The organism is Williamsia sp. D3 (assembly GCF_000506245.1).
GTDB classification, from domain to species: domain Bacteria; phylum Actinomycetota; class Actinomycetes; order Mycobacteriales; family Mycobacteriaceae; genus Williamsia; species Williamsia muralis.
The window spans coordinates 109,805-122,343 of record NZ_AYTE01000014.1 but is presented as its reverse complement, the minus strand read 5'-3'; the positions used below and the strand labels follow the sequence as shown (position 1 = coordinate 122,343).

Annotated in this window: 12 protein-coding genes; 5 read left to right on the top strand and 7 right to left on the bottom strand. The window is 63.2% G+C overall.

All coding sequences use genetic code 11. The features are described 5' to 3' along the window. Nucleotides 1-32 precede the first annotated feature (32 nt). The 3 genes from W823_RS39490 to W823_RS58745 form a co-directional block, all read right to left on the bottom strand. Entirely contained in the window at nucleotides 33-821 is a 789-nt protein-coding gene (locus tag W823_RS39490) for an enoyl-CoA hydratase/isomerase family protein (protein WP_023956818.1), read from the bottom strand. A 116-nt stretch (nucleotides 822-937) separates the two neighbouring features. Continuing rightward, entirely contained in the window at nucleotides 938-1,324 is a 387-nt protein-coding gene (locus W823_RS58750) for an acyl-CoA dehydrogenase family protein (protein ID WP_235189478.1), read from the bottom strand. Nucleotides 1,325-1,404: 80 nt separating this feature from the next. Continuing rightward, the gene (locus tag W823_RS58745; protein ID WP_235189476.1) at nucleotides 1,405-1,983 is read right to left on the bottom strand and encodes an acyl-CoA dehydrogenase family protein; all 579 of its coding nucleotides are present in this window, start codon (nucleotides 1,981-1,983) and stop codon (nucleotides 1,405-1,407) included. A gap of 190 nt (nucleotides 1,984-2,173) precedes the next feature. On the opposite strand from W823_RS58745, the gene W823_RS39480 reads away from it, so the two are divergent. Together W823_RS39480 and W823_RS39475 are read left to right on the top strand one after the other, a co-directional pair. Beyond that, complete coding sequence (locus W823_RS39480) at nucleotides 2,174-2,557, top strand: nuclear transport factor 2 family protein (RefSeq protein ID WP_023956816.1); 384 nt, start codon at nucleotides 2,174-2,176, stop codon at nucleotides 2,555-2,557. Nucleotides 2,558-2,601: 44 nt separating this feature from the next. Next, complete coding sequence (locus W823_RS39475; RefSeq protein WP_235189491.1) at nucleotides 2,602-2,928, top strand: hypothetical protein; 327 nt, start codon at nucleotides 2,602-2,604, stop codon at nucleotides 2,926-2,928. A gap of 18 nt (nucleotides 2,929-2,946) precedes the next feature. Here W823_RS39475 and W823_RS39470 read toward each other — a convergent pair whose 3' ends face one another. Continuing rightward, on the bottom strand, nucleotides 2,947-3,984 hold the full coding sequence (locus tag W823_RS39470; protein WP_023956812.1) for an NADP-dependent oxidoreductase: 1,038 nt from the start codon (nucleotides 3,982-3,984) through the stop codon (nucleotides 2,947-2,949). Between the two features lie 123 nt (nucleotides 3,985-4,107). Here W823_RS39470 and W823_RS39465 point away from each other — a divergent pair, with 123 nt between their 5' ends. Together W823_RS39465 and W823_RS39460 are read left to right on the top strand one after the other, a co-directional pair. After that, a complete protein-coding gene (locus tag W823_RS39465) occupies nucleotides 4,108-5,682 on the top strand; it encodes an MFS transporter (protein ID WP_023956810.1) in 1,575 nt (524 codons plus the stop codon). A 35-nt stretch (nucleotides 5,683-5,717) separates the two neighbouring features. Then, nucleotides 5,718-7,658 (top strand): FAD-dependent oxidoreductase, encoded by a 1,941-nt coding sequence (locus W823_RS39460; protein WP_023956808.1) that lies wholly within the window; start codon nucleotides 5,718-5,720, stop codon nucleotides 7,656-7,658. A gap of 88 nt (nucleotides 7,659-7,746) precedes the next feature. Here W823_RS39460 and W823_RS39455 read toward each other — a convergent pair whose 3' ends face one another. Then, complete coding sequence (locus W823_RS39455; RefSeq protein WP_023956806.1) at nucleotides 7,747-8,418, bottom strand: TetR/AcrR family transcriptional regulator; 672 nt, start codon at nucleotides 8,416-8,418, stop codon at nucleotides 7,747-7,749. Nucleotides 8,419-8,518: 100 nt separating this feature from the next. Between W823_RS39455 and W823_RS39450 the strand changes: the two genes are divergently transcribed. Continuing rightward, nucleotides 8,519-9,679, top strand: coding sequence for an acyl-CoA dehydrogenase (locus W823_RS39450; protein ID WP_023956804.1), 1,161 nt, complete (start codon nucleotides 8,519-8,521; stop codon nucleotides 9,677-9,679). Nucleotides 9,680-9,689: 10 nt separating this feature from the next. On the opposite strand, the gene W823_RS39445 is transcribed toward W823_RS39450, so the two are convergent. Both W823_RS39445 and W823_RS39440 read right to left on the bottom strand, forming a co-directional pair. Then, nucleotides 9,690-11,066: an FAD-binding oxidoreductase gene (locus W823_RS39445; RefSeq protein ID WP_023956802.1), complete on the bottom strand. Its 1,377-nt coding sequence runs from the start codon at nucleotides 11,064-11,066 to the stop codon at nucleotides 9,690-9,692. Between the two features lie 105 nt (nucleotides 11,067-11,171). Then, on the bottom strand, nucleotides 11,172-12,479 hold the full coding sequence (locus W823_RS39440) for an FAD-binding oxidoreductase (protein ID WP_023956800.1): 1,308 nt from the start codon (nucleotides 12,477-12,479) through the stop codon (nucleotides 11,172-11,174). Between the last annotated feature and the right edge of the window lie 60 nt (nucleotides 12,480-12,539).

The window sequence follows — 12,539 nt, the reverse complement described above, 5'->3', positions numbered from 1 at the left end:
TCCTCTCCGAAGTGGTGGTGATTGTCAGCCGATCAGCGGCCGACCCATTTCGGCTCGCGCTTTTCGAGGAATGCGGTGACACCTTCACGGCCGTCCTCGGACTGCAGCGCGTTGCCGACCGCCAAATGCTCCATGACCATGAGGGACTGGATATCGGCGTCCAGGCCGCGGTCGATGGTCATCTTCGTGAGCTTCATCATGAAGGGGCTCTTGTCGGTGAGCTGGGCGATGAACTCTTCGACCGTCTGGTCGAGTTTGTCGGCCGGGGCCGAGGCGTTGATGAGGTCGAAGTCGGCCGCCTCGATGCCGGAGAGGAGCTTGCCCGTGAGCATCAGTTCCTTGGTCTTGCGGATGCCGATCATGCGGGGCAGACGGTAGATCGGACCGGCACCACCGAACAGTGCGCGTCGGATGTGGAAGTCGCCGATCTTGGCATCGTCCGCGGAGATCGCGAAGTCGCACGAGATCATGAGTTCGAAGCCGCCCGCGGTGACGTAGCCCTCGAGCACTGCGACCGACGGGGTGTTCATCGAGTACAGGCGGTCGCAGACCTTGGCCGAGAGGACCGCGACGTCCATCGCGTTGGTGCTGCCGACGTAGTCGGACAGCAGGATGTCCAGGTCGAATCCCGAGCAGAAGGTGTTGTTCACCCCGCGAAGAACGAGGACCTTCAGGTTCGGATCGGCGTCGACCTCGGCGATGATCTCGTCGAGCCGGTACAGCAGCTCAGGAGTCACCGCGTTCTTCTTGTGCGGTCGGTTCAGCCACACACGGGCGACGTCTCCGTCTTTCTCCAACAGGATGTGGTCGGTGTCAACCATCTTGTACCTTTCGTTTGACTTCAAATTGAACTGGATTCACTTCAGTTTTACTCGCTAGACGCGACAGCGTCAATAGCCTTGGCCACGGAAACCCGATTGAGCGGGCCTGTCGACGATCAGATGCCGATCAACTCCGCTATGCGCGCGCGATGTGAGCGCGAATCACCTTGCAGCGCCTCGTTTCCCAGCGCTCGCCGGAAGTAGGAGTGGACGGGATGCTCCCACGTGAAACCGACGCCGCCGTGGAGCTGGATGGCCTCGCTCGCGGCCTCGATGGCAGCGTCGGTACACACCGCACCGGCTACTGCGACGGCCAACCGTGCATCGTCCGGATCGTCGGCGTACACCGCCGCGGCGTAGCGCGAGGCCGATCTGGCGCTTTCCAGCGTCATGAGCAGGTCTGCTAGTCGGTGTTTGATGGCCTGGAAGGAGCCGATCGGGCGACCGAACTGTTCTCGCGTCGCAACGTGGTCGAGGGTCAATTCGAGCAACCGATCGGTCATCCCGGTGTTCTCGCAAGCCAGTGCAAGTGTTGTGAGGTCAGCGATCCGGGTGCGGAAGGTCTCGACGTCCGCGGTACCGATCAGCGGAAGGGCCGAGACGCCTTCGAAGACGATGTCGGTCTGCCGCCGGGTGGGGTCGATGACCTTACGGTCGATCCGAGACGTGGTCTCGCGCCGGCGGCGAAGATTCGACGCCCGTCAGGGGCTTCGGCCGACACGACGACCACGTCCGCCGCATTGCCGGCGACAACATGCGTTGCGCGGCCCACCAGCGACCACTGGCCGTCGGTCTTCTCGGCACGCACCCCGTCGTGCACGGGATCAAGCGTGCTCACGGCGACGACGAGTCCGTCGTCCACGACTTGGGCAAGAAGTGGGGCAACGGCGCCGTCTGCGGCGCCGAGCAACAGTGCCTGGGTTCCCACGATGGCCGATGACAACACCGGCTCAGATATGAGGGCGCGGCCACATTCTTCGAGAATGATGCCCAATTCGACAGTCCCATAGCCTAATCCGCCGTTCGACTCCGGTACGGCAAGGGCTGCGACCGACATCTCGTCCACCAGTCGTCCCCACAGGTCCCGGGAGAAGCCGGGCTCGGTCTCGGCGATATCGCGGGTCGAAGCGACATCGCTGTGTTTGGTCAACAGGCCGCGCACGGCCGAACGCAGTTCCCGCTGTTCTGCGCCGGGCGTCAGAGCCGGCGGTTCCGAGCGGGGCCAGGGATCTGCGGCGGTCGACGAGGTTGGTAAGTCATGTCGGTCCAGTCGAGTTGAGTTCAGTTTGGTGACCTGAGACTAACCCGGGAAGGTCTCGACAAGAAGGGTTTTACTGAACTAAGTTCATTTCATGAGCATTTTGATCGAGGACTACTACGCCGCGGTGGACAGCGGGGCGCTCGAGGAAGCGGTCTCGCTGCTGTCCGAAGACGTTCGGTTCGCCATGGTGTTGCCTTCGGGGACAAATCGCGGCTCCGGGCGTGAGGCCATGCTCGACTATCTGCGAAACCGGCCGAAGGTCAACCGCAAACACAAGCTGCTTCGCGTGGCCGCAGACGAAGATGTGCTCTTCGCGCACGGCGCGGTGACGGAAAACGACACCACCACAACCGGCTACTTCGTCGGCGTGATGCATGTCGACGCCAACGGCGGCATAGACCGCTACCAGGTGTCGTTCGACCCCGAGTTCGGGCTGCTGTCCGACGTTGCCACTGCTGAAGGAGCATCCTCGTGAGCGCGTCGATCCCGACACCCGTGCTGGCTCGCTGGTTCGAGTACATGGACTCCGATGACCCCGACCGCGTGCTGACGATGATCACCGACGACTTCATGATGTCGGTGCAGTTCTCCAAGGGCGGCGGTCAGTCTGCGGAGTTCGTCGGAGATCGCGACGGACTCATCGCGTATCTCGCCCAGCGTGAAAAGAGCACGCTGGTACATCACATCGACAGCGGCGCTGTGGTTTCTGATGTCGAACTCGTCCTGGGGCGCACCACCCGCAACGGCGATTTCGAGGCGTCGTTCAACGCAACCGCTCAGCTCGATGCGGCCGGCAAGGTCCGCCGGTTGCTCATCGCGCGAACTCCAGAGGTTGCATTCGGCTGAGCGCGGCCCTCACGCCGTTCACTCACCGAGCCGACACAGGGTCTTGCCGGTGTTGTCGCCGCGCAGCATTGCGATGAGCGCCGATGGCGCTTCCTCGAGGCCATGAAAAACCAATTCGCTGTACTTCATTCGGCCATGGCGCAGGTAGCCGGCGATCTCTGATCGCATGTCGGCCGCGAGGTGATTGAACGAGCCCGCACGAAATCCCTCGATCCGAATACCTTTCGAGACGAGTTGGAAGAGGTTCGATGGTCCGGGCGACGGCGTGGTGTTGTCGTAGTCGGCCAATGCGCCACACATGGCGACCCGGCCCCCGGGACGCATGTTGTCGAGTGCTGCGGCGAGGTGATCGGATCCGACACTGTCGAAGTAGACGTCGATCCCTCCGGGCGCCGCTCGCTCTACGAGTTCGGTGATCGGACCCGCGTGATAGTCGAACGCGGCGTCGAGCCCGAGTGTTCGTTCCAAGTAGTTCGCCTTCTCACTGCTGCCGGCAGATCCGATCACCACCGCGCCACGCTGTTTGGCGAGTTGCGCCGCAATGCTGCCGACGGCTCCCGCCGCGGCCGACACCCACACTGTGTCGCCCGGCTGTAGGTCGGCGACCGCGATGAGTCCGGCGTACGCCGTCAGTCCCGAACTGCCCAACGGCCCTAGAAACCACTGCAATGGTAGGTCTTCAGGGTCGAGAGAAGTCAGACCCCCGTAGCCGCCGATGGTGCTTCCGTCGGTGCCGATGACTGCGTAATCGCGGTATCCATACATGTGCGACACGATGTCCCCGGGCGCAAAGCCGCTGTTCTCAGATCTTTCGACCACACCCAGAGCCAGCCCGACCAGGGGTTCGCCGGGTTCGAAGGGCGGGAGGTATCCGTTCGGGGTCGGCGATCCAAGCCTAATTCGGATCGACGGGTCGATCGAGAGCCAAGTGTTGCGAATCAGGACCTCGCCGGCGGCCAAATCGGGCAGTGGTGCGTCGGTGATCACCAGGTCACCGGTCTGTAGAGGTCCTTCTGGTCTGGAGCTCAGGCACAGCAGACGGTTGTGCGACGGCATCGAGGGGTCTCCTGTTCCGGCTACCAACGGCCAAATGACATGACTTCAGTTCAGGATATCTTGCAATTCTTACCCGCGGTCACGTTTGCTGAACTAAGTTCAGTTTTAGTGAGGAGGCGAACAATGACCGGTGCGACGCAGATGGGGTTCTTCGCACCTCTTCGCGTTCGGCGCCTGCGCCTGCTGCTGCTCGTGGAGCTCGGCGCCAGCGTAGGGGTATGGATCCTTGTACTCGCGGCCCAATGGATCCTCGCCGAAGCAGGGGAGTCCGCGACCACGGTCTCGGCCGTTCAGTTCGCGATCAGCATCCCGTTCTTCCTCTTCGCGCTGCCGATCGGGGCAATAGCCGAGTACACGAGCCATCGTCGGCTCCTCGTGTCGACCTCCGTGGTGCTGCTCATCGCTTCCGCTGCCCTGGTCGTCCTCGATGTACTCGGCAATGTCGGCGTCGGCGTGCTGATGGGCAGTGTCTTCGTTGCCGGGACGGGGCTGGCGATCGTCGCCATCGTCTGGCAGGCGCTGCTACCGCACGTCGTCAGTCGAGACATGATGACGGTCGTTCCCGCGATCGACGGCGCCGTGTTCAACGGGGCGCGGGCGATCGGCCCGCTGATCGGTGGAGCGATCCTCGCCGGTCTCGGCTCCACGTGGGCATTCGCTTCGGTTGGTGTCCTGTTCGCAGGCTGCGCCTTGATAGCGGCCTGGCAGGTGCCGGCCGCGGCCGGTGCCGGTGCGGCACCCAGCCCTATCGGCAAGGCAGTGTCTGGCGGCCTGCGCTTCATTCGTCACTCCCGGTGGACGCGGCGATTACTCCTGCGGCTGACCATCTTTGGAGTGCCGGCCAGCTGCCTGTGGGCGCTGTTGCCGCTCGTCGCACATGATCGCCTCCACACCAGCACGTTCGAGTTCGGGGTGATGTCCGGAGCCATCGGTATCGGGGCTGTGGCGGGCACGGTTGCGCTGATGCCCCTGCGGGCTCGGATGAGTTGGAACCGATTTGTCGCAATGGGCTCGGGCGCTTACGCGGTCGTTCTCGCAGGTATGGCGTTTGTGACCCGCCTCGACGTGATGCTGGTGCTGATGGTGGTCGTCGGCGCCTCCTGGGTGGGTGTCCAGAGCACTTGGATGATCGCGGCCCACCGTGTGGTCCCGCCCTGGATCAAGGCGCGCATCATCGCGTTCATCATGCTGATGTTCCAGGGCAGTCAGGCTGTCGGAGCAATCATCTGGGGTGTGCTCGCCGATGCCGTCGGTCTGGTCCCGGCCGTTTCCACCGCAACGGTGCTCATGGTCGTGGCCGCGGTCGGCGTCCTGCGGAACGGGATCTTCCCCAGTGAAGCCATCGCCCCGGATCCGGCTGACGTGACGTGGTCCGATCCACCGACCGACGGTTACGGCGACCGGCCGGTGACGATCGAAACCACCTACTTCGTTACGGCAAACAGAGTTTCGGCCTTCCTGCAGGACTTCGACGAAGTGCGGCGCTCACGGCTGCGGCTAGGAGCGCTGAGATGCAGGATCATGCAAGCGGCCGACCTCTCCGACACGTACGTCGAGTACTGCACGTTCAACCACTGGGCCGACTACGTCTCCCAGGAGACGGTACGACTGACCGTGCCGGAGCAGCGCTTACGGCGGCGTGTAGAGGCAACGCTGCGGTCCGAACCGGTGACGCGAGTACTCGTTGCACCCGAATGAGCATGTCAGCCAATTTGATTGAAAGAAGAGGTCCGATGTCACCTGAGTTCCCTCATCTGTTCTCCCCGATTGAGCTCGGCGAAATGACCGTGAAGAACCGGCTGGTGGCGCTGCCGGCCGGAACGAGCATGGCCGAGCGGGGTGTCCCCACTCACGGCGACACCGAGCATTTCGAGCGGTTGGCAGCAGGCGGTGTCGGTCTGATCGTCGGCGGGGCCACCGTGGTGCATTCCACGACCACCCTGCGTTCGCGCAAGCTGATCGAGGCATACATCGACGACTATGTGCCCGCCACGGCGGCGAAGGCGAGGGTGATCCATCGGCACGGCGCCCGCTTCGTGGTTCAACTGTGTCACCTCGGTCGGGAGTTCATCGGCGGAGAATCAGACGCGCCACCGTCGGCGCCTTCATCGATCAAGACCGCTCGCGACGCCTACCCACCCCACGAGCTCACGTTTGCCGAGATCGACGACATCATCGAAGGCTGGCGGATCTCCACGCAGAACGTGGTGAAGGCGGGCGCTGACGGAGTCGAACTGCATGCGGCGCACGGGTACCTGCCGGCTCAGTTCATGTCGCCACTGACCAACAAACGCACCGACAGTTTCGGTGGCTCTTTCGCGAATCGAATGCGCTTCTCCAGGCTGGTGATCGAGGCAATGCGCTCGGTGGTCCCAACGGGTTTTGTTGTCGGCGTTCGTCTCAGCGGTGAAGAAGAAATACCCGGCGGGATGAACATCGATGATTGCGTGCGCATCGCAGAGGACCTGACCGACCTCGGGATCGACTACTTCAGCATCACTCATGGCACCCGCGGGAAGTATGTGAAGGACTCGGCAAACGAGGACGCGGTGGCCATTCCGTCTGCATCGAGGGTGCGCGCGGCGACCGGAGTTGCGACCCTTGTCGGACAACGTATTCGGGACGCGGCCACCGCGGATCACGCCATCAAGTCCGGCCACGTCGACATGGTGGGGATGGCACGTGCACTCATCGCCGACCCCGATCTACCGATCAAGTCGGAGAGCGGCAGGCTGGACGAGATCCGGGGATGCCTGGGGATCAACCAAGACTGCAGGGCGTTCGATCCCCACCTCCACTGCGCGGTCAACGCAGAGATCGGTCGCGGTCGCCACCCGCAGATCGGTGTGAAGGTACAGAAGCCGAAAGAGGTCTACGTGATCGGCGGGGGCCCTGGTGGACTCGAGCTGGCGCGTGTCGCCGCCGGTCGCGGTCATCACGTCACCGTCTTCGAGCAGCGCACGGTTCTGGGAGGTGCCGTCCGCGTCGCCGCGGCAGCGCCCCACCGGGCAGCTCTTGGGGATGTCATCGACTACCTCCAGCGAGAGCTCCGCCGGCTGAAGGTTGATGTGAATCTCTCTGCCGGTATCGAAGTCGACGATGTGGAAGACCTCCTCGAGGTGGCAGACCACATCGTCGTGGCCACTGGATCCCGGCCCGCAGACCTGCCAGTCGGTCTGCACGGGCGACCAGCGGCGACAGTGGACGACGTGCTGTTGGGGCGACTTCCCGATGTGATGAGTCGCCGAGCGGTCGTCTTCGACGAGGGGGATGGATTCTGGCCCGCCTACAGCGCGGCGGAGGCGCTCGTGCGGCAGGGATGGCACGTCACCTTTGCGACCCCGCTGACCGGACTGGCCTCACGCGTGCCGGCCGAGAGCGCGGGACCATTACTGCGCCGTCTCGGGACGTCGGGGACCGAGTTCAAGGTGGGGCACACCCTGTTGGTTCCTGACAAGGCGTCGGGGGCGTTGCGCCTGCGACCGGTCTTCGGAGGCGCCGACATCGAGTTCGACGACGTCCTCACGGTGTGGCATCAACCGCGGGTACCGGTGTCGACGCTGGGACTCGAGGCCGGACCGTCGGTCAGCATCATCGGTGACTCGGTCACGCCTCGCCGTCTGAGTCATGCCATCGCCGAAGGCTACCGCCTGGGTGCCGAAATAGGAGCCTGAGGCCGGGTTACCCACGTCTGCTCACTGCCTGGGGCGACATCGAAGCATGTCATGGCGCGTTCGCCTGGGCAGCTACTCGAACGTGCTGTCAGAGAGGCGACCCCAGATCACCGATCGCGTTGCGTAGACGGGGGACTATGGAGTCTAGTGGCTGGTTGGTGGACAGGATCACAACGGCGGATGTGGTTGTGTCGGTGGCGTTCTGAAGAACTGTTCGGGCAGTGGCCATTGCGTCGGTGAACTCTTGGTGCGCGTCGGTGATGTCGCCTCGTAGCCAGCGGCGCAGTACGTGGTTGTGGGCGGCTACAACTGCGTGCGCAAAGATCTCATGGCGCAGCTGTGCGGTGGAGTCGTTTGTTGTCGGTTGCAGGTGCCGGTTGAACAGTCGGACATATTTGGAGACGGTGGCGACCTCGTAGTCGCGCAACGCCGGAACAGTTCGGGTGAGGCGGTAGCGCGCCTGCGCCAGTTCGCCTTCGGTGAGGTAGCTGTCGAAGACCGAACGCGCAACGTCGATGACCGCGGACGGCATCGTCTCGGGGTCGGTTCCGGCGAGGTGGCTGTGGGCGCTCTGCAGCAGTGAGTCGTGGTCGGGGAACACGATGGCTTCTTTGGACCCGAAGTGGCGGAACAGCGTTGTCCGGCCAACTTTCGCGCGTGCGGCGATGTCGTCGACGCTGGTCGCGTCGTACCCGTGCTCTTCGAACAGTGCAAAGGCCGCCCGTGCAAGGCGTTGGCGGGTCGATATCGCTGCGGGCATGCCCTTTCCTACCACTGGTACTTGGTACCACAGTTATGGTACTAAGTACCGTAGAAGGCGCCCGAGGTTCGCGCGCACAGTGATCACGAGGAGTGTTCTGATGGCCGGCAACCCTGATTTTGGTCTGTTCAAGCTCGGTGAAGAGCATGACGAGCTGCGTGCGGCGATCCGCGCTCTGTCCGAGAAGGAGATCGAGCCCCACGCTGCTGATGTCGATGAGAACTCGCGGTTCCCGGAGGAGGCGTTGGCGGCGTTGACGGCGTCAGGGTTCAACGCGATCCATGTGCCTGAGGAGTACGAGGGTCAGGGTGGGGATTCGGTGGCTGCGTGCATTGTGATCGAAGAGGTTGCGCGGGTGGATGCGTCGGCGTCGTTGATTCCGGCGGTGAACAAGTTGGGCACGATGGGCTTGATCTTGAAGGGTTCAGAGGAGCTCAAGGCGCAGGTGTTGCCGTCGATCGCGTCGGGTGAGGCGATGGCCTCGTATGCGTTGTCCGAGCGTGAGGCCGGTTCGGATGCGGCGGCGATGAAGACCCGGGCGCGGGAAGAGGGCGACAACTGGGTGCTCAACGGGTCGAAGTGTTGGATCACCAATGGTGGTAAGTCCACCTGGTACACGGTGATGGCGGTGACTGATCCGGACAAGGGTGCCAACGGTATTTCCTCGTTCATGGTCCACAAGGATGATCCCGGGTTCACCGTGGGTCCGTTGGAGAAGAAGCTCGGTATCAAGGGTTCACCGACGGCGGAGTTGTATTTCGAGGACTGCACCATTCCGGGTGATCGGATCATCGGGGCGCCGGGTACGGGGTTCAAGACCGCGCTGGAGACGTTGGATCACACGCGTCCGACGATCGGTGCGCAGGCGTTGGGTATCGCGCAGGGTGCTCTGGATCAGACGATTGCGTATGTGAAGGAGCGTAAGCAGTTCGGTAAGTCGATCAGCTCGTTCCAGGGTGTGGAGTTCATGCTGGCGGACATGGCGATGAAGATCGAGGCTGCCCGTTTGATGGTGTACACCTCGGCCGCTCGGGCTGAGCGTGGGGAGAAGAACTTGGGGTTCATTTCCGCGGCGTCGAAGTGCTTTGCCTCTGATGTGGCCATGCAGGTCACCACCGACGCGGTGCAGTTGTTCGGTGGGTACGGGTACACGCGCGACTTCCCCGTCGAGCGCATGATGCGCGACGCCAAGATCACCCAGATCTACGAGGGCACCAACCAGATCCAGCGAGTGGTGATGTCACGCGCACTACTGCGCTGACCCACCAACATCATGGCTGAAACACTTTGCCGGGGTTCATGATCCCGTGCGGATCGAGGGCACTCTTGATCGCCCGGTGCATGTCCATTACCGGTGGAATAAGTTCCTGTGCGAGGCCGTCCACCTTGAGCAAACCGATGCCGTGCTCGCCGGTGACGGTGCCGCCGTATCGAATCGCAGCGTCGATGATCTCTGCGAACGCGGCTTGCGCTCGTATCCGGGCGTCCTCGTCGTCGTTCGGCGTGATGAGCAGCGGGTGCAGGTTGCCGTCACCGGCGTGCGCAATGGACGCGATGTGCGTGTCGTGCCGCAGGCCGATTTCCTCGATCCGCGCAAGCATCTCGGGGACAACGGCTTTCGGAACGCAGATGTCCTCGGTGAGGACGGGCCCGAGGCGTTCCATCGCTGGATAGGCCAGGCGGCGGGCAAGGAACAGCGAATCGGCCTCCTGCTGGTTCGTGGATTGGGCGCTCCACGTGGCACCCGCGCGTCCGAAGCACGCGAGCATCCGCTCGGCCTCGATGTCCCCGACTGCACCTGGAGTGTCGATGCGGCCCAGCAACAGGACGTTCGCGTCGGCGGACAGGCCCATGTTCTTCCAGGCGTCCACTGCCACAAGGCATTGCCGATCGATCAGCTCGAGTGCAGACGGTGTGAGTCCGTCTTCGGCGACCGCTCGTACCGCGTGCCCAGCGTCGACGGTGGAGTCGAAGTATCCGACGATGGTGCGCTGCGGTTCCTGCAGCGGGCGCAGCTTCACTGTGATCTCGGTGATGACACCGAGGGTGCCCTCGGAGCCGACCATCAGCCCGGCGAGGTCGTAGCCGGCAACGCCCTTGGCTGTGCGGCGGCCGAGCCGTACAAGCTCGCCGGTGCCGGTGACGACCTGCATGCCGAGGACGTAGTCCCGGGTGACTCCGTATTTGACGCAGCACAGGCCGCCGGCGTTGGTTGCGACGTTGCCGCCGATGGTGGACCAGGCGGCGCTGGACGGATCCGGCGGGTACCAGAGCCCTTCCTCGGCGCAGGCAGCGCGGAGATCGTCGTTGACAACGCCCGGTTCGACGACGGCGAGGCGTTCGAGGGCGTTGATCTCCTTGATGGTGTTCATCTTGTCGAAGGAGACGATGACACAACCGTCGATGGCGTTGGCGCCGCCGGACAGTCCGGTGCCCGCGCCGCGACTGACAACGGGGACGCGTCGCACGATGCAGGCCCGAACGACGGATTGCACCTCCTCGGCGGTGCGTGGCCGGACGACGAGCAGCGGCGCGCCGTAAGGCGCCCATTCGGCTTCGTCGTGCAAATACGTCGCGACCACGTCGGGGTCGGTGACGAGGCGATCTGCGGGAACTGCCGTGGTCAGCTCGTCGGCGAGCTCGGTCATACGGGTACTGACGTCAACAGGCGTAGCGCTCAAAGTAATCCGATCGGCCTTTCGAATCGACGGGTCGTGTACCGATGATGTGCTGTGGGTGGAGGCTCCCGGCGCCTAACCCAAGACGGTCCCGGTCGACTCGGTGTTGAAATCACGTCGACGAGAGAAAGATCCCAGATTGATCGTCAAACCTGTATGCGGGCCCGTATAGACCACTGGATCGGCATCGTGATCACGCCCCTTCTCGACCTCCTCGATTAGGGTCGCCAGGAATCGGCCTGCAACGGGCGCGTTCTTGAACTGATTTCCACTGGTGCCCATCGCGACATAGAAGCCGGGACGATCGGTCTTGTCGTAGATCGGGGTCCAGTCCGAAGCGGCGTCGTACACGCCGGCGATTCCTTTGGGCTGGAACGGGACCGACAAGTGGGGAAGCCGCCGGGCAGCTCGCAATACTTGTGCCTGGAAGCGGGCAGCAGTGCGGTTCGGGTTGGCGCTGTCGGGGTCATCGATCCATTCCAGTGGGTCGCATTCAGGTTCGGTGCCCCCGATCAAGAATCCTCCGCCGTGTTCCGGTCGCATGTAGGTTCCCAGGTCGAGATCAGCAATCATCGGGCCGAGTCGAACATCCTGGTTGAAGTCCTTGGGCGCCGTGACGTGATGGACCTCCTGCCGAAGGGGGCGCACGGTGACCGTGAAGTCGGCCCCCACCCCTGCCATCGCGTTGAGGGCGCCCGACCACGGGCCGGCGGCGTTGACAACTATCGGCGCCTCGACAGTGTCGCCGTTGTCCAGGTGAAGAATCCACCGGTCAGACGGCTGTTGTTCGATGTGAGTGACTTTGGTACGGAATAAGTGGACGGCCCCGTTCGCAACTGCGGTAGCTCCGAGGTTGGCGGCGGCGAGTTGGGGATCGTCGACGAAGCCGGCCTCTGGGGTGTAGACCGCTCCGAGAGAAGAGTCGGTGTCAGCGTAAAAAGACTCCGAGTCAACAGGTTTCGGTGGGTAGTAGGAGCCGACGTCGATTCCCGGAATCTGATTCGCCAATGTGTCCGAGTCCCACAGTTCGTACTTCACGCCGATCTTGTCGAAGAGCCGGACTGTGCGTTCACGCGGGGCGATGTCCACATCGAGGAATACCATGCCGCATTCATGGAAACGGGCCAGATCCGTTGTGTCCACACCGCCCAGATGCTCGGGCCAGGTCCTCCAGCAATGTGCCGCCTCCCAAGCTGCGGCCATCCCGTCGAAGGTGGAGTAATTGAATCGGATGACCGCGCTCGAGGCGCTGGTGGATCCGAAGCCAGACCCACCCTCCTTGTCGATCACCATCACTCGATAGCCGCGGGCAGCGAGTTCATATGCAATGGAGTTGCCTATGACCCCAGCTCCCACAACCACCGCGTCGGTCCCTTTGGGCATCGTTCCTCCAAATGATTCATCGCGTCGAGAACGCGAAAGTCGCTACAGCACAACCTTCGC